General features: G+C 63.3%; 19 protein-coding genes. 9 read left to right on the top strand and 10 right to left on the bottom strand.

The genetic code is table 11. The features are described from left to right. Window positions 1-30 precede the first annotated feature (30 nt). Together PYV00_RS13845 and aqpZ are read left to right on the top strand one after the other, a co-directional pair. Window positions 31-459 (top strand): hypothetical protein, encoded by a 429-nt coding sequence (locus PYV00_RS13845; RefSeq protein WP_275228870.1) that lies wholly within the window; start codon window positions 31-33, stop codon window positions 457-459. A gap of 313 nt (window positions 460-772) precedes the next feature. Beyond that, a complete protein-coding gene (gene aqpZ, locus PYV00_RS13840) occupies window positions 773-1,519 on the top strand; it encodes an aquaporin Z (RefSeq protein WP_275228955.1) in 747 nt (248 codons plus the stop codon). A 65-nt stretch (window positions 1,520-1,584) separates the two neighbouring features. Here aqpZ and PYV00_RS13835 read toward each other — a convergent pair whose 3' ends face one another. From PYV00_RS13835 to PYV00_RS13800, 8 genes are all read right to left on the bottom strand, one after another. Next, a complete protein-coding gene (locus tag PYV00_RS13835; protein ID WP_275228869.1) occupies window positions 1,585-2,265 on the bottom strand; it encodes a trimeric intracellular cation channel family protein in 681 nt (226 codons plus the stop codon). A 98-nt stretch (window positions 2,266-2,363) separates the two neighbouring features. Next, window positions 2,364-3,149: a 3-oxoadipate enol-lactonase gene (gene pcaD / locus PYV00_RS13830; RefSeq protein WP_275228868.1), complete on the bottom strand. Its 786-nt coding sequence runs from the start codon at window positions 3,147-3,149 to the stop codon at window positions 2,364-2,366. After that, window positions 3,149-4,351, bottom strand: a complete 1,203-nt coding sequence (gene pcaF, locus PYV00_RS13825; protein WP_275228867.1) for a 3-oxoadipyl-CoA thiolase — start codon at window positions 4,349-4,351, stop codon at window positions 3,149-3,151. Before pcaF ends, pcaD begins: the two co-directional genes overlap by 1 nt. A 3-nt stretch (window positions 4,352-4,354) precedes the next feature. Continuing rightward, window positions 4,355-5,014 carry a 3-oxoacid CoA-transferase subunit B gene (locus tag PYV00_RS13820; RefSeq protein WP_275228866.1) on the bottom strand — a complete coding sequence of 220 codons (660 nt, stop codon included), beginning with the start codon at window positions 5,012-5,014 and terminating at the stop codon, window positions 4,355-4,357. Further along, window positions 5,014-5,724, bottom strand: a complete 711-nt coding sequence (locus tag PYV00_RS13815; RefSeq protein ID WP_275228865.1) for a CoA transferase subunit A — start codon at window positions 5,722-5,724, stop codon at window positions 5,014-5,016. Before PYV00_RS13815 ends, PYV00_RS13820 begins: the two co-directional genes overlap by 1 nt. Window positions 5,725-5,771: 47 nt before the next feature. Beyond that, window positions 5,772-6,698 carry a catechol 1,2-dioxygenase gene (catA, locus tag PYV00_RS13810; protein WP_275228864.1) on the bottom strand — a complete coding sequence of 309 codons (927 nt, stop codon included), beginning with the start codon at window positions 6,696-6,698 and terminating at the stop codon, window positions 5,772-5,774. Window positions 6,699-6,723: 25 nt separating this feature from the next. After that, window positions 6,724-7,014 carry a muconolactone Delta-isomerase gene (gene catC / locus PYV00_RS13805; protein WP_275228863.1) on the bottom strand — a complete coding sequence of 97 codons (291 nt, stop codon included), beginning with the start codon at window positions 7,012-7,014 and terminating at the stop codon, window positions 6,724-6,726. A gap of 3 nt (window positions 7,015-7,017) precedes the next feature. After that, complete coding sequence (locus PYV00_RS13800; RefSeq protein ID WP_275228862.1) at window positions 7,018-8,184, bottom strand: muconate/chloromuconate family cycloisomerase; 1,167 nt, start codon at window positions 8,182-8,184, stop codon at window positions 7,018-7,020. A gap of 110 nt (window positions 8,185-8,294) precedes the next feature. On the opposite strand from PYV00_RS13800, the gene PYV00_RS13795 reads away from it, so the two are divergent. Beyond that, window positions 8,295-9,221: a LysR family transcriptional regulator gene (locus PYV00_RS13795; RefSeq protein ID WP_275228861.1), complete on the top strand. Its 927-nt coding sequence runs from the start codon at window positions 8,295-8,297 to the stop codon at window positions 9,219-9,221. A 221-nt stretch (window positions 9,222-9,442) separates the two neighbouring features. On the opposite strand, the gene PYV00_RS13790 is transcribed toward PYV00_RS13795, so the two are convergent. Continuing rightward, window positions 9,443-9,619: a YegP family protein gene (locus PYV00_RS13790; RefSeq protein WP_275228860.1), complete on the bottom strand. Its 177-nt coding sequence runs from the start codon at window positions 9,617-9,619 to the stop codon at window positions 9,443-9,445. A 368-nt stretch (window positions 9,620-9,987) separates the two neighbouring features. Continuing rightward, window positions 9,988-10,377: a response regulator gene (locus PYV00_RS13785; RefSeq protein ID WP_275228859.1), complete on the bottom strand. Its 390-nt coding sequence runs from the start codon at window positions 10,375-10,377 to the stop codon at window positions 9,988-9,990. Between the two features lie 281 nt (window positions 10,378-10,658). Here PYV00_RS13785 and PYV00_RS13780 point away from each other — a divergent pair, with 281 nt between their 5' ends. The 6 genes from PYV00_RS13780 to PYV00_RS13755 all read left to right on the top strand — a co-directional run bounded on the left by PYV00_RS13780 (window position 10,659) and on the right by PYV00_RS13755 (window position 21,294). Next, window positions 10,659-10,871 (top strand): hypothetical protein, encoded by a 213-nt coding sequence (locus tag PYV00_RS13780; protein WP_275228858.1) that lies wholly within the window; start codon window positions 10,659-10,661, stop codon window positions 10,869-10,871. A gap of 840 nt (window positions 10,872-11,711) precedes the next feature. After that, window positions 11,712-11,957 carry a hypothetical protein gene (locus PYV00_RS13775; protein WP_275228857.1) on the top strand — a complete coding sequence of 82 codons (246 nt, stop codon included), beginning with the start codon at window positions 11,712-11,714 and terminating at the stop codon, window positions 11,955-11,957. A gap of 416 nt (window positions 11,958-12,373) precedes the next feature. After that, window positions 12,374-14,137, top strand: a complete 1,764-nt coding sequence (locus PYV00_RS13770) for a hypothetical protein (RefSeq protein WP_275228856.1) — start codon at window positions 12,374-12,376, stop codon at window positions 14,135-14,137. 2 nt (window positions 14,138-14,139) lie between these two features. Next, window positions 14,140-15,681 (top strand): hypothetical protein, encoded by a 1,542-nt coding sequence (locus PYV00_RS13765; protein ID WP_275228855.1) that lies wholly within the window; start codon window positions 14,140-14,142, stop codon window positions 15,679-15,681. Beyond that, on the top strand, window positions 15,678-21,080 hold the full coding sequence (locus tag PYV00_RS13760) for an FtsK/SpoIIIE domain-containing protein (protein WP_275228853.1): 5,403 nt from the start codon (window positions 15,678-15,680) through the stop codon (window positions 21,078-21,080). Before PYV00_RS13765 ends, PYV00_RS13760 begins: the two co-directional genes overlap by 4 nt. Before the next feature lie 31 nt (window positions 21,081-21,111). Further along, window positions 21,112-21,294, top strand: coding sequence for a DUF262 domain-containing protein (locus tag PYV00_RS13755; protein WP_275228852.1), 183 nt, complete (start codon window positions 21,112-21,114; stop codon window positions 21,292-21,294). Window positions 21,295-21,323 lie beyond the last annotated feature (29 nt).

The raw sequence follows: 21,323 nt of genomic DNA, 5'->3' as shown, positions 1-21,323 counted from the left end.
GGGGTCGGAACGAAATGAAGGTTCAAAGTAATGGATCGCAGCCGCACTGGCAAAGGGGCCTATTCCGTCGGAGCAATGGTTAAGAACATCCCCCAGTGGATACGCGTTGATCTCGCATCCGACGATGCGGCCCGCAGGGAGAGGGCCGAAGATGCCTTGTCAGCCATGATCCTGGCGATACGCACCGATGTCACACCCGCAGCCCTCTCGCTCGGCTCTCACCAACTGCCTGGATCCACACCGGCGACGATCGGCGTGAAACGCAAGAGAGACGTTGACTTCCGCCCGGAAGTCGCGGGACTGAAATTGTCCGACGCCGTTTCCAGGCTCGCCGCGATGGACACCAAAAATGGCGACGAATTCTGCATCTGGGCAAGCGTGGATGGTTCGGAACACATGATATCCGGTCCGCGGCTTGCCAAAATCATCGACGCCGCGCACGAGCAAAGCCCCCGCTAATCGGCCGTGTTGGCACGCAAGACTGGCCGCGCTATCCAGGGGCGTTGGCATTGCGTTGTTTCTTTGGCCGCCACAAGCCGTTCCTGGCCTCCATCATGCGCGGCAAGCGCGGAGGCTACGCGGCCTTGTGCGAACGGTGCGGGTGCCCGCTGGAGCGGTCCGAGACAAGGACGGCCTGGCGGCCATGCGAACCCTTATATTCCAAGCGCCGCGACGCGCAGGAAGTCCCGTGACGCTCTCCGTTCGCCGTGCGTGACAAATGGCGGCGATCGCGTCATGTCCGCATAACCGAAGCGACAATCGGGAGGGGATCATGACAATACGCAAACTCGTCGCCGAATTCATCGGAACGTTCTGGCTGGTGCTCGGCGGATGCGGCAGCGCGGTTCTTGCAGCCAAGTTCGGCGGCGCCGGCAATCCGCTCGGCATCGGACTGCTCGGTGTCGCGCTTGCCTTCGGGCTCACCGTGCTGACCGGGGCCTATGCCTTCGGCCATGTCTCCGGCGGGCACTTCAATCCCGCCGTGTCGCTCGGGCTCTGGGTGGGTGGGCGCTTCCCGCTTGCCGATCTGCCCGGCTATGTCGTCGCCCAGGTCGCGGGGGCGAGCGCGGCCGGCGCGACGCTGTTTTCCATCGCAAGCGGCGCTGCGGGTTTCGCCATCGATCCTTCCGCCGCCGGCACCTTCGCGACGAACGGCTACGGTGCGATGTCGCCAGGCGGCTATTCGCTTCAGGCAGCGCTAATCTGCGAGATCGTGATGACCGCGATGTTCCTGATCGTCATCCTGGGCAGTACGCATCAAAGGGCGCCAGCCGGCTTCGCGCCGATCGCGATCGGCCTTGCGCTCACGCTCATTCATCTGATCTCGATCCCGGTGACGAACACCTCGGTCAATCCGGCACGTTCGACCGGGGTCGCACTTTTTGGCGGAGCGCAGGCGGTAAGCCAGCTCTGGCTGTTCTGGGTTGCCCCGCTCATCGGCGCGAGCATTGGCGGAGCGATCTATCGCTGGCTCGGAACCGACGGACGGCCCGATATCACCGGCGAAACCCGCGCCTGACCGGCGCCGGAGCTAACCCCAGCGATGCCGGATCATCCCACCTGCCCGTAATGACGGCGCGACCATCATCGTGTGTCGTCGCCGTCCACGGGGGAGGCCGGCGCACCGCGCGCACCGGCGACGGGTAGCCGCCATCCGCACCGGATCGCCATCATTCTGAGGCCGAAGCAAACGAAGCCTCCGCCGCAGGCGGTGACGATGATCGGCAAGTGGAGTATGTGACCGCCCGCCACGATCGCCGCGCCGGCAAGGGCCGCGACCGCGTAGAGATCCGCACGGAGCACGGCCGGAACCTCGGCCAGCAGCACATCGCGGGCGACGCCGCCGCCAATCCCGGTCAGCATGCCCAGCAGCGCCGCCATGAGCGGGCTCAGCCCAAAGGCCAGTGCCTTCTCCGTCCCTGCGACAGCGAAGAGCGCAAGCCCCATCGCATCGAGCATTCGCACCGGATTGCGCAGCTTCTCGATCAACGCCGACCAGAAGAAACAGATAAGCCCCGCCGCCACCGACACCCCAAGATAGCGCCAATCCTTGAGCGCGGCAGGCGGTACCGCGCCGATCAGCAGGTCGCGGGTGATCCCGCCGAACGTAGAGGCCGCGAAGGCGAGAACGAGCACCCCGAAGATGTCGAGCCGCCGCCTGACCCCCGCCATCCCGCCGCTGAGCGCAAAGGCAAAGGTCCCGCTCAGATCGAGGATGAGCACGAGCGAGCGCAGCAGCTCGTCCGGCGCCTGCAATTCGATCATCGCCGCACTATCCCCCAATAGCCCTTCATGATGCGCTCCCCTCGCGCCGAACGCCACGCCCAGCCGGACGCAACCTGTGACCTACCAAGGCTGCGCCGCTATCCAAGGAATGCTGTGACCGCATCCGCAAACGCCTCCGCACACTCGACATTCGAGAGATGGGCAGCCGGCAGGGTCACCAGTTCAGCCTGACGAGCATTGTCGGCGAGGAAGGCACCATCGCCGACCGAGGTGGACGGATCCTCGCTACCGGCAATGACGAGCGTCGGCGTGCGGTTGAGCCGTGCCGTCGGCCGCTGATCCATGTCGCGGATCGCCGCGCAGCATCCCGCATAGCCGACAGGGTCGTTCGCGAGCAGCATCGCGCGGATCGGCTCGACGGCCCCGGGCACGCGAGACGGAAAGTCGGGCGTGAACCAGCGGGCGATCGATGCGTCGGCAAGCGGCACCATGCCGTTCTTCCGCACGCCTTCGATCCGGTCCTGCCAGCCCGACGGCGGCCCCATATAGGCCGAGGTGTTGGCGAGAACGAGGCGCTCGAGCCGCTCGGGCGCATGAACGGCCAGCCATTGGCCGACCATGCCGCCCATCGACAGGCCGCAGAAATGAACCCTGCCCAGACCGAGCGCATCGAGCAATTCGACCACATCGCGCCCCAGCCGGTCCATCGCATAGGCGCCGGGCGGCGAGTCCGAGCCTCCATGACCGCGGCTGTCATAGCGCAGGACACGGAACTCCCGCGCCCAGACGTCCATCTGCGGCGCCCACATACCCATGTCGGTGCCCAGCGAGTTGGAGAGCATCAGCACCGGCGCATTTTTGCGCCCGTCGAGGCTCCAGGCGATACGGCAGCCGTCGATCATGGCGACATGCTGTTTGTCCATCACACCCGCTCCACCGCCAGCGACAGGCCCTGGCCGACCCCAACGCACAGTGTCGCCAGACCGAGCTTGCCGCCTGCCCTTTCAAGCTGATGCACCAGCGCCTGCGCCAATCGGGCGCCCGACATGCCGAGCGGGTGACCAAGCGCGATGGCTCCGCCATTGGGATTCACGCGCGGATCGTCCGCCTGAAGCCCGAGCCCGCGCAGCACGGCGATGCCTTGCGAGGCGAAAGCCTCGTTGAGTTCGATGGCATCGAAGGCGTCGATCTTCAGGCCGAGCCGGGCCAGGAGCTTTTCGGTCGCCGGAACCGGCCCGATCCCCATGACGCGCGGCGCGACGCCGGCGCTTGCCATGCCGAGGATGCGCGCGCGCGGCGTGAGGCCGTGACGCTTCACCGCCGCCTCGCTGGCGACGATCATCGCCGCGGCGCCGTCATTGACGCCCGAGGCATTGCCGGCCGTGACGGTCCCGTCCGGCCGGACGATCGGCTTCAGTTTCACCAGCCCTTCCGCGGTGGTGTCGGAGCGCGGATGTTCGTCGGTGTCGAACACGGTCTCGTGACCCTTGCGGTCCTTGATGGTGACGGGCGTGATCTCGTCCCGGAACCAGCCGCGCGCCTGCGCCGCAGCGGTGCGCTGCTGGCTGCGGAGGGCGAACGCATCCTGGTCCTCTCGCGAGACGCCATAATCCTGCGCGACATTCTCGCCCGTCTCCGGCATGGAATCGACGCCGTAAGCCGCCTTCATCCTGGCATTGACGAAGCGCCAGCCGATCGTCGTGTCATAAATGGCATTGGCGCGCGAAAAGGCGCCTTCCGCCTTGGGCATCACGAAGGGCGCACGGCTCATGCTCTCGACCCCGCCGGCGATGACAAGGTCGGCATCGCCGGCCCGGATCGCGCGCGCGGCGCTGCCGACCGCATCGAGGCCCGAGGCGCAGAGGCGGTTGATCGTGCTGCCGCCCACCGTCTCGGGAAGCCCGGCGAGCAGCGCGGCCATGCGCGCGACGTTGCGATTGTCCTCGCCCGCCTGGTTGGCGCAGCCCAGGATCACATCGTCGATCGCCGCGGGATCGAAGCCCGAGCGCGCGATGAGCGCCGCGATGGGGAGCGCGGCAAGATCGTCGGCGCGGACCGGCGCCAGTGCGCCGCCATAGCGGCCGATGGGCGTGCGCAGCGCGTCGCAGATGAATGCCTCGCTCATGCTCTATATCCTCTCGGCGATCGGCGCGGCCGTGCTCGCGCGGACCTCCTCCTCGGTCACGCCCGGCGCGAGCTCGACCAGTTTGAGGATCGCGTTCGCCTTGTCGACTTCCAGCACGCACAGGTCCGTGATGATGAGATCGACACAGGCCTTGCCGGTCAGCGGCAGGGCGCAGGCCTTGAGGATCTTCGGTTCGCCCGCCTTGTTGACATGCTCCATGACGACGACGACGCGCTTGACCCCGGCGACGAGATCCATCGCGCCGCCCATGCCCTTCACCATCTTGCCGGGGATGGTCCAGTTGGCGAGATCGCCATTGGCGGCGACTTCCATCGCACCCAACACCGCCATGTCGATATGCCCGCCGCGGATCATGGCGAAGCTGTCCGCGCTCGAGAAATAGCTGGAGGTCGGCAGCGCGGTGATCGTCTGCTTGCCCGCGTTGATAAGGTCGGGATCAGCCTCGCCCTCGAAGGGAAAGGGGCCGATGCCGAGCATGCCGTTTTCCGACTGGAGCGTCACCTCGATACCGTCGGGCACATGGTTCGCCACCAGCGTCGGGTTACCGATGCCGAGATTGACGTAGAAGCCGTCGCACAGTTCCTTCGCGGCACGCGCGGCCATCTCGTCGCGGGTCCAGCCCTTGGCGGATTGGTCGGTCATCATGCATCCTCCCTTGCGCGCGTCGTGAGCTTCTCGATCCGCTTCTCGTTGATCGTCGCCTTGACGATGCGGTCGACGAAGATGCCGGGCGTGTGAATGCAGTCGGGGTCGAACGTGCCGGCGGGCACGATTTCCTCGACCTCCGCCACCGTCACCTTGCCGGCGGTCGCCATGTTGGGGTTGAAGTTGCGGGCGGTCTTGCGGAACATGAGATTGCCGGCCGGGTCCGCCCGCCAGGCCTTGACGATGGACAGATCCGCGCGCAGCCAGGTCTCGCGCACATATTCCGCGCCTTCGAAGACTTCCACCGGCTTGCCTTCGGCGACCACGGTGCCGACCCCGGTCCGGGTGTAGAAGGCAGGGATGCCCGCACCGCCGGCGCGGATGCGCTCGGCGAGCGTGCCCTGCGGGTTCAGTTCCAGCTCCAGCTCGCCCGACAGATATTGCTGCTCGAACAGCTTGTTCTCACCGACATAGCTGGAAATCATCTTCTTCACCTGCCGGCTTTCCAGCAGCATCCACAGGCCAAAGCCGTCAGCCCCGGCATTGTTCGAGATGACGGTCAGCTCCCTGACCCCGCTCCTGCGGATTTCCGGGATCAGGCTTTCCGGATTGCCGGACAGGCCGAAGCCCCCCGACATGATGGTCATCCCGTCGAACAGCAGTCCGTCCAGCGCGGCGGAGGGACTGTCGTAGATCTTGTCAGGCATCGAAGCTCACTCCTTCAACCATATCGGCAATGCGTTTCAGCGCGCGCTCAGGCCGCGGCGCGCTGCCGGGTGGACGCATCCTCCTCGGCCGCGTCGGTCGCGGCCTGCAGCACGAAATCGAATTCAATCTCGGCGAACGGGTCGGACACGCCGTATTTCGCACCCAGGTCGCCATTGCCGGCATGATTGACGGGCGGGATCAGGTCATCGCGGGTCGCATAGGCGAAATCGTCGTGCAGATAAGGGTCGCCTTCGATGTTGATCTGCGTCGTCAGATGCCGATGGCCATGGGCCGAGATGAAGAAATGGATATGGGCCGGACGGTTACCGTGGCGGCCGATCGCCTTGAGGATACCTTCGGTCGAACCCCCAGGCGGACAGGCATAGCCCACCGGCACGATCGAGCGGAACGCATAGCGCCCTTCGCTGTCGGCATAGATCGTGCGGCGCAGGTTGAACGCGCTCTGCGTCTGGTCGAAATAGGAATAGTTGCCAAGCGTATTGGCGTGCCACACCTCGACCTTGGCGTTGGCAAGCGGCTTGCCCGCCACGTCGCGGACCTGGCCGTGCATGATGAGCACCTCGCCCTTGCCGTCATCGGCGCCGTCGTCGAGCCGGGCGAAGCCCTGGGTCTCCGGCGCGCCAGCCACATAGAGCGGGCCTTCGATGGTGCGCGGCGTGCCGCCCGTGACGCCATGTCCGGCATCGATCGCATCGGCGCGGATATCGAGATAGCGCTCGAGCCCGAGGCCTGCCGCCCACAGGCCGAACTCGCCCGATCCGGCCGCGGCATAGTTGAGCGCGCCCCAGACTTCGTTGTCGGTGAGATCGAATTCGTCGATCGTGGCGAACAGGTCGCCCATGATGCGGCGGATGACCGCCTTCAGGCGCGCGTCGCCGGCGGCCTGATCCTGACCGCTCAGCTTGTCGAGCAGCCCCTGGACTTCGGGGGTGTTTACGAGATTTTCGGCCATATCACTCTCCTTGGATCAGATTGTTTCAGCGTTCGTCCTCGTGGATCGACGAAGGATGCCGACAGAGCGGCGTCACCTCGATCGCCATGAAGGGAAATAACGGCAGCGTGCTGACAAGATCATGCAATTCCTGCGGGTCGGCGACGTCGAAGACACTGATGTTCGAATATTGACCGGCAATCCGCCACAAGTGACGCCATTTGCCCTGTCTTTGCAGCTCCTGGGCGCGTTCGCGCTCGACGCGCTTCAACTCGTCGGCCCGGATCGGATCGAGGTCGTGGGGAATGTTCACATCCATGCGAACGTGGAACAACATGGCTCAGTCTCCTGCAGGCTGGGCGGACGCGCCGCCATGGAAGGACTTGCGGTCGGCATCGCGCCGGAAGAAGGCGACGCGCTCCATGTCGAGCGTCACGCCAAGGCCGGGGCCATCGGGCACCTTCAGCGCGAAGTCGGCATATTGGAGCGGTTCGGCCAGGACTTCCTCGGTGACGAGCAAGGGCCCGAACAGCTCCGTCTGGAAGGCGAGCTTGGGAAAGGTCGCAAAGACATGCGCCGAGGCCGCGGTCGCGATGCCGACTTCCAGCATCGTGCCTCCGTAGAGGCCGATCCCTGCCGCGTCGGCGATCGCGCCGACCTTGCAGGCGGCATGGAGACCACCCGATTGCTGGATCTTGACCGCGAACACATCGGCCGCCGCCGCTGCGGCATAGTCGAAGGCGCTGTCGGGCCCGGTCAGGGCCTCGTCAGCCATGATCGGCACGATGGCAGCCTGGGCGAGACGGGCCATCGCGCCTCGAGCGTGCGCGGCCACCGGCTGTTCGACAAGATCGCAACCGGCGTCCTGAAGCATGGCGATGCCTCTCGCGGCGCTCGCCTCGTCCCATGCCTGGTTGACGTCGACCCGCACACTGGCCCGCTCGCCCAGCGCCCGCTTGATCGCCGCGACATGGGCGACATCGTCGGCGACGCCGCGCTTGCCGATCTTGAGCTTGAAGATGTTGTGACGGCGAATGTCGAGCATATGCTCGGCCTCGGCGATATCCTTGGCGGTATCGCCGCTCGCCAGCGTCCAGGCGACGAGCAGGCGATCGCGCCGGCGGCCGCCGAGCAGTTCGGAGATCGGCACGCCGAGGCGCTGCCCCATCGCATCGAGCAGGGCGGTCTCGACCGCGCATTTGGCGAAATGATTGCCGACGATCGACCGGCCCAGCATGGCCATCGCCGAAGTCGGCCGATCGGCATCGGCCTTGAGCAGCAGCGGCGTGAAATAGGTATCGATGGCGAGCTTGATACCCTCCGGGCTTTCCGGGCCATAGCTCAGGCCACCGATCGTGGTGGCCTCGCCGGTACCAGTGATCCCGTCGGCGCAGCGGATGCGCACGAAGACGGCGGTCTGCCGCATCATCGTCGCCATCGACAGGACATGGGGCCGGATGGTCGGCAAATCTACCAGGAAGGTATCAACGGATTCGATCGCGAGCATCTCTCACCTGACGATTGCCATGGGTTGTAACCACTTTTGGCAGCGTATGCCTTGTCGCAGAGTCGGGCAAAGACTAAGTCGGTCCCCGGCTATACCCTTGGAGTATGGATATGGACATCCGGCAACTACGCTATTTTCTAGCCGTGGCCGCCGAGCGCAACTTCAGCCGGGCGGCGGAACGCCTCCACATGGCCCAGCCGCCGCTCAGCCGGCAGATCCAGCAGCTCGAGCAGGAAGTCGGCGCGCCGCTGTTCGACCGGGAAAGCCGTCCCATGGCGCTGACCGAGGCGGGACGTCTGTTCTATGAGCATGCGCTCCAGGTCACACGCCGCCTCGATGAACTGAAGGCCGCGATGCGCAGCTTCGTCACCTCCAACCGGCCGCGGTTCGTCGTCGGTTTCGTCCCCTCGCTGCTCTACGCGCGCCTCCCCGACGTCATCCGCGAGGCCCGCCGCGCCATGCCCGACGTCGATCTCAGCCTCGTGGAGATGATGAGCATCGAGCAGATCAATGCGCTCAAGGAAGGGCGCATCGACGTCGGCTTCGGCCGGGTGCGGTTCGACGATCCGGCGATCCAGCGCGAGGTCCTGCGCGAGGAGCGCCTGGTGGCGGCGCTCCCGCAGGGACATCGCCTGCTCAAGGGCGAGAAACCGATCGATCTTGCCGCCCTCGCCGACGAAGCCGTGATCATCTATCCGCGCGAGCCGCGCCCCAGCTACGCCGACCAGGTGCTGTCGCTGCTGGGCGACCAGGGCATCACGCCCCGCGTCATTCATGAGGTACGCGAGCTTCAGACCGCGTTGGGTCTGGTCGCCGCCGAAGACGGCATCTGCATCGTCCCGGCCTCGGTGCATGTCATGGGCCGGCGCGACATCGTCTTTCGCGAGCTCGTCCAGAACGCCACCTCACCGATCATCATCAGCCATCGCAACACCGACACCTCGCCGCATCTTGCCGCCATGATCGGCGTGATCGCGAAACTGTACCGGCAATGGGGCTGGCCCATGCCGGCCCGTCTGCGCCATGCGTTCGGCTAAGAGCAGAGTGTCGCGGAGCCGTGGCGGGTGGGAGCCGGGCATGGGCACACTGTCCGGTCAGGATGGGGGCGAGGCTATTGCCCCTGAACCGCTGCGCTCCCGGTTCCAATCGCGAAACGAACGGTTTCCGGATCGACACCATCGGTCCAGCCACACGCGGCCGTGCGCATGACCAGACCGCCGATGACGTCAACGTTGGGTTGCCGGCAAAAGGGGGAAGATTAGCTGTTGTCTTCGGTGGGCGCGTCGGGACCGTTCTTCTTGATCGAGTCGATGGCATTCTGCGCTGAAGACTTCGATTTATAGCCTTCCGTCGAGAAGATGGTCTCGGCATTGTATTTGAAGCGAACGCGGAACTCTCCCGCCTTGTCCTTGTAGATCTCGAACTTGTGCGCCATCGCGAACCTCCTCCTTCACGCCGCTGATCCGGCGCTCCAAGGTTTATCGCCTTTTCGAGCGTTGCAAAGTCCTTATCGGCCTCGGCGAAACCTCGCCGCGGCCGTGGCAGATCGCGTCGGGACGGGTTGGGTTTGCGAGTGTCGATTTCCAGAGGTCGATCTCAAATCGAACATCGCCCGAGCTCCAGCGGGGTCCGGAACACGTCGAGCCGCGTCGAAGTCGCGACGGGCTGCCATAGCTGCCCGCCCACGCGGTTGGTGGACGACCCGCCCCTTGCTAAGGGCCTGACCTGTCACGACAAACCCTCTTGGCGTGACTCCTCACTCCCGGCGGCAGCACAGTTGCCGTCGGGAGACCAGGCCCGAGGCTATGCCGCGGACGCCAAAGCCTCGATCCTTCGGATAACGTCGTCTGATCGGTAGGGCTTGCCGCCGAAATCCGCGCCGACCGGCATCATGTCGCCACTCGGCCTAAGCCGCCCCGAAGTTATGAGGACGGCAATCTGCGGCCATCGGCCTCGGACTTCGCTCGCCAGCAGAAGGCCGTTCATTGGTCCGGGCATCTCGATATCGGTGAACACCGCCTCAATGTCGCCGCGCGCTTCGAGAACGCAAAGGGCATCCGCCGCATTGGACGCTTCAAGGATATGATAGCCGTATGCCATGAACATATCGGCCGCCATGTTTCGCACCATATGCTCGTCTTCGACGATGAGCACGATGCGCCCGTCCCTAGCGGACTCCGGTGGCGTCTCCATGTCGTCCCTCCCCTGCCGCGTCCCCGAGCCGCTTCCCCTCACTTGGGTTCAACGCTTCGGCGGCCAGGTGCGGAATAACCACCTCCTGACCGGTGTCGTTATACAAGGGCGCAATAAAATTACCAAAACAATCAAGCCACTAAAAAGGATCGATTGTCGCCATCGCGTGCGTAACAACACATCGCGCCAACCCATAACCACGACCCCTTTGCCCCGATCCGGATCCGCAATCTGGGGATCGACGCGCAGATTTATGGTAAGTCTGCCACGGGAGGTGGTCGATGATGCATTTCACCGAGCGTGCGCTGAGCGAGGAATTATTACAAGCAAAGGCGTTGCTCGATCGCGCGCTGGCAATTCTCGATCTTCAGGCCGAAGATGAAGCGGCTTATTGGGTATGTACTGCCATCGAGCGGCTGATCGGCGCGCCAAGAACCCTGGAACAGTGGTATATGATGACCGGCAGAAATCCCGACGGCTCATCGTCTCGTTGAGCCAGGCAACCCGGAAGCCGAACCGCGAACTGTGAGATCGGTAGGAAATGCGAATGCCTGCCGCCATCGAACTACGTCGATCGCGCGGGCGCGGATGACAACATCCATGGCTTGCGCGATCTGATCATCCGCGGTGACAAATCTCCCGGCGGTTATCGCGACGAGCGCGCATGACGCCGCATTTGGGCCACTGTGCTCTCTTCCCGCCTTTTCGCCGTCGCCCGGTCCAACCGTGCGAGCAAATCATCGAAAACATGATCCTCCGGCACATTGTGCAAATGCCGAAGAGAGGCGCGAATATTTCGTAATTCCTGCTCGCTCTCCGAACTGTTCCTGCCCACAGCGCACCCTCCTTTCCCTCGTTCTACCAGGATACTATCATCCATGCGTAAACAGCGGGTTTCTGGCGGATCTGCCCGAAATCCAGGCCGCGCCGCGGCCGGTTCGGTTCGGTTCGATGCCGCCGTGCAATTATGATACGCGAGAAGTGCCGCATTCGATTGTCTTGCCCGTGCAACATGCCCGCCCTACCATGGGCGGCAAGCATCGGGGAACGGGGGGTTTATGAGAGGAGATCATCTTGTCCGCCGCCACCCCCTTCGCTCTCATCGATCCATTCGCGCCAGAAGCGATCATCGTTGATGCAGCGCGCTGTTGGCGAGATGCGATCGACCGCCGTCGCCCTGTCCTGCCAACCCTCGTTGCCGCCTTGAGTCGCGCGGCGCGGAATTTCTGGCGCCAGCGATCGCGGCGCTCCTCGCGGTCCATGAAGCCTGGTCCGGACGACGTTTCCATGCCGGCGATCCTTCTACCCCGGCGCTGACGATCGACGAACGGGCCTTGCTCGGATTGCTGCAAACAGAAACGCCCGCGGCGACCACCCGCCCTTCCCGGCCCGGCCTGGCAGCCCCGCTTCGGATCGCCCTGCGCTCCACGCGCATCCTGGTGCGGCGCGTACTCGGCCGAGATCTGGGTAAAATGGTCGCTTCCGCCGCGGACACGCCGATGTTCTTCGCCCTCGCCGACGATGCTGCGCAGCAACCGCACCATTCGCAGGCGGCCGCGGCAACGCATGACGCCGCCTGACGCGCTATTCGAGCAGTACGAGGCGACGGCGGCTCGTTGCGAACGATTGCGCTAGCACGCGCCTTTCAGCGATCCAGACCGCCGCAAGGAGCCCCGTGCCGGCCGATACACGTCCGAATTCCCAAGGGCACAGCATCGCAAGCAATGCGATAACGCGCACCTCATCGAGCGCCTTGTGAACGATTTGGATACGGAAACCTCGAGAATATGGAGGCGCGGCCCAACTTCGCCGGGACCTCCGCGACGAGCGGCTCCTGCGAAATTGATCCGCCGCCGACGGTTTCCGTTGATCGAAACTGCCCATCCATTAGAAGCTAAAACATTGGGGAAAGGGGGGAAGATTGTCGTCACATTCATCTGCGACGGCTTGGGTTCGGTTCCTGCGCAACTACGGGCCGATTCCAACCAACGACAACATGTACGATGAGTCGATCCAACGTGCTCTGAAACGCCACAGGATCGCCCCCATCACGTTGCCCGCGCCCCTAGTCGATCGACTGGTCCAGAATTTCCGCAGCGATACGCCGGTTTCGCATATTATCACCGGTACGGCAGGCGATGGTAAGACCTATCACTGCCGTGAGGTGTGGACTGCCCTCGGCGGAGACCCGGCCGTCTGGAATGGCGGTGACAAGGTACAAACCCTATCGCTCGGCACACGGTCGCTCGTGATCGTGAAGGATTTGAGCGAACTTCGCGACGAAGAGAGCGCGACCCTCATCGCGACCTTCGCACGCGACGTCGCGGACCCCCAGGCGTGCACGAGCTATCTGTTGGCCGCCAACCACGGGCAATTGCTCGAGAAGCTCAAATCCGCCCCCCATATTCCCGAGATCGAACGCGTCACGGCGGCCGTGGAGGAACTCCTCGTCACCGGCAACAACCCGGACAGCGGCATTGCTGTAGACCTTGACGACCTCAGCCGTTCGCCGGCCGCCGACATGGCGATGCGCATCATCAGCGAGATCACTGGGCACGAAGGCTGGGAAGGATGCGGTTCTTGCGCTGCGAACACCGGCGAGAACATCTGCCCGATCTTCGAGAACCGGCGCCGGCTGATCGGCGAAGGCGACGACGACCCATTCAAGAAGCGCATCACGGCGCTGATTGAGCTCAGCGAGCGCAACGGTAGCCATTTCCCCGTGCGCCAGTTGCTCGCGCTCGTCGCCAATAGCATACTGGGCCATCCCGACGCCCGCGACGGCTTGATGAGTTGCGCGGAGGTGCCCTCGATCGTCCAGAGCGGACGTGCCGACCTCGCCAGCATCTATCGGAACATCTTCGGAGAGAATCTGAGGCCCAGCAAAGCTGAGAAGACCGAGCTCTTCCGAAAGCTCAATGCGTTCGGAATCGGCGCAGAAACCAGCAATCGCGTCGACAACCTCCTCGTCTATGGTGCCGACGACCCCGCCTATGCCGATGACTATTCGGGGCTCGTTCTTTCCGATCCTATTTATGGCGCGACACCATCCTATGTGACAGCGCAGCGGGTTTATCTGGAAGGTGCTGAGGGCAGCGACCGAGCGGGCTTTCTCACCGCCCTCCGGTCCCAGCGGCAGCGACTCTTTTTCACGATGCCGGAGGCCCTCGCGGCAGAGTATGATCTCTGGGATCTAACAGTCTTTCGCTATGCTGGTCTCTATCTCGACGTCGCGGCGAAGGTCGCAGCCAAGCAGGCGGTCCCGCGCCAAGCGGTGACGATGGTCGTTCGCGGTCTGAACCGAATCTTCACGGGCATGCTAGCGCAGAACCAGGACGAACTCGTCCTCGCTACCTCCGGCAGCTATTCACAATCGAAGCGCAGCCCGCTGCTCGATGAGCTGATTTCCGTTCCGCGGCAAGGCGGGGAGGAGGTCTCGATCCTGCCCGATGGCGCTGGTGGTTTCTGTGTTTCCGTGAAGCTCGTCCGCGGAAATGAGATCCCCCCGGTCACGCTCTCGCTTTCACCGACCCGCTTCGAGTTTCTCGGGCGCGTCGCCGAGGGAGCCCTTCCAAGCAGCTTCTCGCTCGAATGCCATGAAGATCTCCTAGCCTTCAAAGCGAGGCTCCTCCGCGAGACGGAAAATCGCCGCAAGCTCGATGGGGACGACGAAATCAATGACGGAGAACTGATGCTCCGATTTATCGACCTTGGCAGCGACGGCCGTGCCGTCGCCCGCCGTGTAATCGTTCGGGTGTGATCATGGAAATTCTGGCACGTCCCACCAGCTTCGACGATCGCACGGGTCCCGACTTCTGGATCGACGAGGCGATATGGGGCCACCGGCTCTATGACGAGCAAACCCCCTGGCTCACATTCCTAGAGTTCATGACCGTATTGCTCGCCGAGCACCGCGCCGGACGCCCGCTGCGCGAGGAAGCGCCGAATAGCCTCTCCTATCGCCCACAGCTTCAACTGAGGCTGCGCAACCTCGTCTTCAACAATCCCCATATCATGACGGTCCTGGCCGAAGACCGCGCAGACGAAGCGGCCTGGGCCATGTGGCTCGGCAAGATGGCGGAGACAGCCGGCGGCCTTGACAATACGGATTTCTCATACCTCCGCGACAGGTTCGAGAGCTTCCAGGACTTTGCGGCGGTGATCGGCTTTTTGCAGGGTTCCGCCATCGAAGGCTCCAGCAACAAACGTTGGTCGTCCAAGTTCGTCTTCCCTTTCGGCCCGAATGCTCTTTACGAGGACGCCAACGTCAATCCGCGCGGCGGCGTATCCAACGATCGTCGCTTCTTCGCACGCACGGGCGAGCTGCTCTACCTCATGCTCTGTCGCAGCAATGTGGCCGAGCAGCTTCGTGGCCTGCTCGTCTCGCGTTTCCTGGAAAACCCAGCGCCATACGACAGCATGGCCCGGGCGCTTCAGAACGAGCCGCAGTTCTCGAAGGCCGAACGCGCCGGCGCCTACCTCCCTTGCGCCTCGCATCCGGTATTCGATCGCCTCGCTGAGGACTGGCTGGCAATCCTCAGCCTGCCCATCCCCGCATATGACGCAATCCCTCATCTGGTGACGATGACCGGATTCAACCTCGCGCTCTATCAACTCGAGCGCGCCCGCGAGGTGCTTGATGGAGACCCGATCCAGCTCGTTTGCGAGATCGTGTCGCCCCGCAAATCGGTAGTTCGCGACCTCTCCGCCGACTCCTACCAGCGTAACAATGGCCTCCCCCAGCAAGCGGTGGAGCGCTTCGTGAGACAGATCACCGAAACCGGAGAATGGGGCGCTGCCATCGTGTCAGATGACCCAATCCTCAACGCCGCCGATATCCTGAAAAAGGCTTATGGATGGCCAGATACGGACGATGACGACATCGCCCCCGATCCTGCCGCGCTGGTCGAACAGCTCGTCGATCGCGCTATCAGCCGCCACAAGCAGCACATCGGGAAAATCCATATGACATGGGCGCGTGCCATTGGCCTTTCGTCCAGGCGGTCCAGCCGACGTGTCCGCTATGCGCCTACTGACAGGTTACTGAAAACCCTTGTCGTCTGTTGCGTTGGCAAGCGCCTCGAGTTTCGCGATTTCCTTGCCCTTCTGCATGACCGATATGGCATCGTAATCGGCGACGCCCAGGCTCGCGCGTTCATAGCCAGCGGCGACGCGGACCAGGAAGACTTCTCCGATAATGCAAGACGACTGGAAGAGCGGCTCGCAAGCCTCGGCCTGCTCAAGCGCCTCTCCGACTCCTGCGCCTACGTTGAAAACCCCTTTGAGCGAGCCCAAGCCGCGTGACCCCATCAGACCTGATCGGCGCAGCCGGCGCCGCTTCGATCCGCCAGCGCCTCTCTTCGCTCTCCGACTCTGACGGAGTCGCACGGTATCTGCTCGATCGCCTCACCGGCGAGCAGGTCGCCGCGATTACGAGCGCCCTATTGCAGGATCCCGCAACCGAATCGCTTCTCAAAATCGCACTACCGCGCACCCTGATCGGTGAATTTGATCTGCCCGGCCATGTCGTCACCGACGAACGAACTGTCGCGGTCCGTCATGCTGATTGCGATCGTCCGGCGTTGCTCTTGGCAAATACCGATGATGATCAGGGCGCCTCGCTCGGCGACGTCACGCTGATTGGGGCAAAACAGCTTACCGAAGACGCCGACCCTTGGGTGGAAGCAGCTGCATCAGCTCTGGGACTCCCGGACAGCCAGATCGGGGCATGGAAGGCTGCACTGCGGGGACTCAACGCTGCCGACGATTGGACGCTGCATCAGATCTCGAACTATGTCGCTCTCACCCGCGAGCGTATCGCCACGGAATCAACCACCGTTCCCGATGCGCTCGGCTGGGCGCTTCCCGCCCTCCATCTTCCACGCGACAGCGGCTTCTTCCTGAGCATCCGGGAAAAGGAACTAGAGCAGTCCCGACGTTGGAAGCGCCAGTACGAGAAGCTCGTCTCCGACCGGAAGCCGTTGCTCGCCAAGCAGCGTCCGAACCGCCAGATCATCGAAGGCGATGATCTGCGCTCACAGTTCGAAGCGGTGCAGGAGGACATCCCTGTCGAGGTCCATCCTGCGATCGAAGCGTTCATTGCCGCCACGCCGGGTTGGAACGAAGCAGCTGACGCACTCTCCCTGTTCGAGTGGGAGGGCCAAAGCGTCTTGCAGCTCTTCTCGGGCATCAAGCTCAAGAAGACAACGCTTCCGCAGGAAACACTCACCTATTTCGAGTTCACGCTGCCGGACCGGCTAAGTCCCGCTGACATTGACTATCTTGAAGCGCTGAAGGGACGGTCGCTCAAGGAAACCCGGGACGACGATCGAGAGTTCTTCGAGGCTCATCGTGACGACATCGGCCAGGACAAAGCGCTCCGCGTCAAATGGGAGCGGTTCATCTTCGGCCGCCCCATCGAGTGCCACGACTTCCTCGAAGGGCTTCTGCGTGCACTCGAACGCCTTTTTGGCCAGGTCAATCTGGCCGGTGGCAAGCGTTCTTTGACTATCCGGTCGGCCCGCCGCAATCGGTCTCAGCTACTCGACATCAACGCTGACGTCGGACTCGCTTTTGGGCTGCGTTATCGGGGTCTGCGTGCCCTGATGGGAGGGCGTGTAATATGGGATACGCCCTATCTCTTCGACTATGAGGAGGTCCTCGATCGCGCCAAGAAGCGGAAGAAGTATCGGCGCAACGAGTCCACGTCGCGCGCTGCGCTACAGATCAAGTTTGACGTCGTCCTCGAGTCAGGCTCGGAGCGCGCGACCGTTCAGCTCATCTGGATTGCTCAGCCGAATTCCATTGGACTCGAGCTCCCCAAGGATCTCGGCAGACTCCTGAAGCGGCCGCTCACTCGCAGTAGCGTCGCCCGGTTGCCGGTCAGCCGGAAAGGCACTCTCCAATCAGTATCGCTGACCGATGTTGGCACGCTCCAACCTGCGTTCGGGCAGGACGCCGGTACGCTTGTCCCGCGAACCACCGCGGGCGAAGACGTCGGCAAGACCTTTCCGAAAGCCCTCAAAGCCGCCGGGCAGAATGGCCGTGTCGATGCGGCGGGACTTGCCGCAATCGAGGGAGCCTGGTCGTCGTTCCAGACAGAATATGTCGAGGCGCTCAGCGCGCTGCAGTCGTCGGGCTATGCTTCGCCGGGGCTGCTTTCTCAGGCCAACGCCTACGGCACTCTACTCCGCGCGCTCTCGCTCCATGCGCCGGGAGATCTCAACCGACGTGACCTTTGGGAGCCCGTGCTCAGCCTCGGCGTAATCCCCGTAACGGGAAGTGCGCCTTCGGCCATCGTTGCCCCCTGGCATCCCCTCCGGCTTGCGGCCGGCGCGATCCAGATGCGCTCGATCGCCGGGCTTGCCGACTACCTACTCTCCGATGTCGACGTGAACTTCGGCGATTCTCGCCTCTTCTTCTCCGACCTGCGCGACGAGTTGGCTCATCCACTCTACCCGGAAATCGCCGTGGGCTATCACGGTAGTGAGGCCGTTCTCCTCACCGCGACGGGCACGGTAAACGACTATAGCCTGCTCGAGCGCCCTATTCGCGATCCGTCCGAGGCGACCACCGATGTCGACCCTGCCGAAGCATCGCGCCAGATCCGAGGCCTCTTGGAGCGCTATCTCGAGCTGCAGCCGCACGAGCGGTCGAATCTCAGCATCATGCTCTTCAACTGCGATGCTGCCGGCCTGCCGATAGCCACTGTCAACGCCCTGAGCTCGGTTCAGGACCAGGACGAGGTTCACTGCAACGTCCTCGTCCGTCATCGCGATCGTTCCCGCCTCTCCCATGTCTATGGTGAGCTGCTCGACCGCTCGGAAGGCGATCCCGATGCAGTCGTGGTCAGCGAGACATCGCGGAACTTCATGTCGAAGCTGCGCATCGGCGTGATGCTCGACAGTGGTGCGATCCGGCCGGGCAACGCCGCTCGCGAAATCGATGTCGCCTTCCTTCACGATGTGGTTTCACGCCAAGCCCGCGAACAGTGGTTTCCAGTTCCTGCCGCCGCTTCCAATCCGTCACTGCTGGAACATGTTCCGGCGCGATGGTCCTATAGGCGCGTCACGTCCGAGGATGAGCTGAAGGCGACAGTCTACCTTACTTGTCCGCGACAGCCGGATGCCGGATGGGCTTATATCGATGCAGTGGCGAACGTGATCCGCCGGCAATCGCACGCACCCGATGAGCACTACCTCCCGGCGCGCCAGATTTCTTTCCAGGATTCTGGCCTGAAAGCCATGTTCGATGAGGTCCATGAGCTTGCTGAGTGGGTTGCGACCTATGACGATCTACTCGACAAGCGCCAGCTCGCTGCGCAGGGTATCAACGTCATCCGCTACCGCCGGCAACGGACCCACGGCCGTAACATGGTCGTCTCATCCACTTCCGAATTGCGAATCCTCAATGTCCTCGTTCGCCGCCGACTGGCCGAGCTCTCTCTTGGGCTCGATGATGAGCGTCTCTCAAAACTGGCCAAGCGCCTCATTGACGACGCCAACGCCATTTCTGGCGATATCGTCCTGCGTGCCGCCAAGCGCGGTGTATCCGCCGGCGAGCTAATCGGGCTCGTGCTTAGCCGGGCGCTAGTCGCTGAGGAGTTGGGCGGACACGCTGCCGTCGCGTGGTTCTTGCTTGACGATTACGCAGAGTGGCTCGGCCAGCGTGAGGAGGGTATCGCAGACATCCTCGCACTGTGCCTGGTGGTGGGCGAAGGTGGGACACCGCATTTGCGGGCGATCGTTACCGAGGCGAAATATGTCGACCAGAGCGGGTCGGCTGAAGCGAGCAGGAAATCACGCCAGCAACTACGACAGACCGTAGCCCGCATCGACGATGCTCTGTTTGGCGACCCCGGGCGCCTCGATCGCGACCTCTGGCTTTCACGTATCGCCGACCTCCTTCTCGACGGTACGGCTGCGCTTGGTCAGGCCAGTCTCCTCGAGCAGGTCCGCGATGGCATCCGACGCGGCGAGGTTCCGATCGATTTACGCGGCTATTCGCATATCTTTGTCTCTGGCCCGGCGACCGATGGGAGTTCGATTGGCGAACAGGATGTGATCCCCGATGTGAACGGCGGCCTCCAGGAAACCTTCACTCGCGAGGGTCTGCGACAGTTGCTCAAAGCCTATGAGGCCGGCCAGCCGCTGAAGTCGTTGCGCGCAAGTCTGGGCGGCACCGATAGCTGGGACCATGCCGAGTATCGCAACCCAGCGCCGCGGGTCGATTGGACAAAGGAACTCGCCGCCGAGCCAAAGGCGGCGGTCTCGTCCAAGCCGATCCAGCACGATTATGACGACGATGAAGACGATGACGAGGACGTTGGTGAGATATCGCCGGCACCCGCGTCTCCGCCGGCCACCCCTCCTCAAGCGGCCGCACAGCAAGACATCGTATCTGGTCCATCCGAAACGCCGGTTTCGCCCGCAGAGATCGTGGAGGCGGAACCCATTTCGACGCCCGCCGCCGAAGCTCTCGACCAGCCCCCCGCCACCGGGGGGGCAACACTCGCCGGCGGGTCGACGACGATCGACGTCCTGATCGCCGCGCGCGCGCAAAGGGCCCACGAAGACTCTGCTGAAGAGCAGGCCTGGCTTGATTCCACGGCGCAGAAGCTCCGCTCTGCTTTGATGGGGTATAATCTGCAGGCCAAGGTTCTCGGAACGCGATTAACGCCGAACGCGGCTCTGATCCGTTTCATGGGAAGCGACCGCCTCCGCGTTGAAGATATCGAGGCGAAGCAGTCGGCATTGCTCACCACTCACGGCCTCCGGCTGATCTCGGTCTCGCCGCTTCCCGGTGAAATCGTGGTCGGTGTCGCCCGACCCCAGCGTCAGGTGGTCTCGCTCTGGGATGTATGGGGACGTCGTGAGCTAAACCGCAATGCAGCCGGCGTGAATACGTCTTTCGTCCTCGGGCTGAAGGAGCTCGACGGAGATATTCTCTATCTCAATCTCGGTGGGGCGTTCGCCGGCGGCCAGCCGCACGAACCGCATACCCTCGTCGCGGGCGCGACAGGATCGGGTAAGTCTGTTCTCATCCAGGCGCTGCTGCTCGACATTGCTGCGACGAACTCAAGCGATCTCGCCCATATCTACCTGATCGATCCGAAAATGGGGGTCGACTATGCGGCTATCGAACGGCTTCCCCACCTTCAGGGTGGCGTGATCGTCGACCAAACGCGGGCTGTGGAAGTCATGGAAGCGCTCGTCACCGAAATGGAGCGACGCTACGAGCTTTTTCGCGCAAATGGAGCCCGAGACATCCGGGCCTACAACACCAAGGTTTCAGCCGCCGAAAGATTGCCATATGTCTTTCTGGTCCACGACGAATTCGCGGAATGGATGCTCACCGAAGACTATAAGGCGGCCGTAACCGCGAATGTTTCGCGGCTGGGCGTGAAGGCGCGTGCGGCAGGCATGCACCTCATTTTTGCGGCGCAACGTCCCGACGCAAATGTCATGCCGATGCAGCTCCGTGATAATCTAGGCAATCGCCTCATCCTAAAGGTCGCGAGCGTCGGCACGTCCGAGATCGCTCTTGGGGTGAAGGGCGCGGAGCAACTGCTCGGCCTAGGGCATCTGGCGGCGCGGCTAAGCGGCGAGCCGACGATCATCTACGCCCAGGCGCCTTTCCTGTCGGATGACGACATCGACGAGGTCGTTGAAGCGATACGGGCGAGCGACGCCGTGCAGGTATGAACAGCAGGGCAGATGGGGGACGTCGCGCGCCATGCCGATGAATATTTCGCAAATTTTCTCAGCTGAGTCGCAGAGCATCTATGAGTTCCTGACGATCGATGGTCAGGGCTGCCTGATCCCGTCCTACCAGCGCGCTTACGCGTGGAACGCGGAGAATGTTGAGCGTTTGCTGGAAGACGGTAAGCGGAGCTTGAGCCCCACCTTGCGGCGGTGATCCGCAGCGCCGAGTCTTGCCGCCCTTGG

The organism is Novosphingobium album (ex Liu et al. 2023) (genome assembly GCF_029076845.1).
Taxonomy (GTDB): domain Bacteria; phylum Pseudomonadota; class Alphaproteobacteria; order Sphingomonadales; family Sphingomonadaceae; genus Novosphingobium.
The sequence above is the reverse complement of the archived record's forward strand: the minus strand, read 5'-3'. Positions and strand labels throughout refer to the sequence as shown.

Excerpts from the sequence above, each read along its gene's own strand:
- PYV00_RS13845 (WP_275228870.1), top strand. The coding sequence starts at position 31 with ATGGATCGCAGCCGCACTGGCAAAGGGGCCTATTCCGTCGGAGCAATG.
- aqpZ (WP_275228955.1), top strand. The coding sequence starts at position 773 with ATGACAATACGCAAACTCGTCGCCGAATTCATCGGAACGTTCTGGCTG.
- PYV00_RS13835 (WP_275228869.1), bottom strand. The coding sequence starts at position 2,265 with ATGATCGAATTGCAGGCGCCGGACGAGCTGCTGCGCTCGCTCGTGCTC.
- pcaD (WP_275228868.1), bottom strand. The coding sequence starts at position 3,149 with ATGGACAAACAGCATGTCGCCATGATCGACGGCTGCCGTATCGCCTGG.
- pcaF (WP_275228867.1), bottom strand. The coding sequence starts at position 4,351 with ATGAGCGAGGCATTCATCTGCGACGCGCTGCGCACGCCCATCGGCCGC.
- PYV00_RS13820 (WP_275228866.1), bottom strand. The coding sequence starts at position 5,014 with ATGACCGACCAATCCGCCAAGGGCTGGACCCGCGACGAGATGGCCGCG.
- PYV00_RS13815 (WP_275228865.1), bottom strand. The coding sequence starts at position 5,724 with ATGCCTGACAAGATCTACGACAGTCCCTCCGCCGCGCTGGACGGACTG.
- catA (WP_275228864.1), bottom strand. The coding sequence starts at position 6,698 with ATGGCCGAAAATCTCGTAAACACCCCCGAAGTCCAGGGGCTGCTCGAC.
- catC (WP_275228863.1), bottom strand. The coding sequence starts at position 7,014 with ATGTTGTTCCACGTTCGCATGGATGTGAACATTCCCCACGACCTCGAT.
- PYV00_RS13800 (WP_275228862.1), bottom strand. The coding sequence starts at position 8,184 with ATGCTCGCGATCGAATCCGTTGATACCTTCCTGGTAGATTTGCCGACC.
- PYV00_RS13795 (WP_275228861.1), top strand. The coding sequence starts at position 8,295 with ATGGACATCCGGCAACTACGCTATTTTCTAGCCGTGGCCGCCGAGCGC.
- PYV00_RS13790 (WP_275228860.1), bottom strand. The coding sequence starts at position 9,619 with ATGGCGCACAAGTTCGAGATCTACAAGGACAAGGCGGGAGAGTTCCGC.
- PYV00_RS13785 (WP_275228859.1), bottom strand. The coding sequence starts at position 10,377 with ATGGAGACGCCACCGGAGTCCGCTAGGGACGGGCGCATCGTGCTCATC.
- PYV00_RS13780 (WP_275228858.1), top strand. The coding sequence starts at position 10,659 with ATGATGCATTTCACCGAGCGTGCGCTGAGCGAGGAATTATTACAAGCA.
- PYV00_RS13770 (WP_275228856.1), top strand. The coding sequence starts at position 12,374 with ATGTACGATGAGTCGATCCAACGTGCTCTGAAACGCCACAGGATCGCC.
- PYV00_RS13765 (WP_275228855.1), top strand. The coding sequence starts at position 14,140 with ATGGAAATTCTGGCACGTCCCACCAGCTTCGACGATCGCACGGGTCCC.
- PYV00_RS13755 (WP_275228852.1), top strand. The coding sequence starts at position 21,112 with ATGCCGATGAATATTTCGCAAATTTTCTCAGCTGAGTCGCAGAGCATC.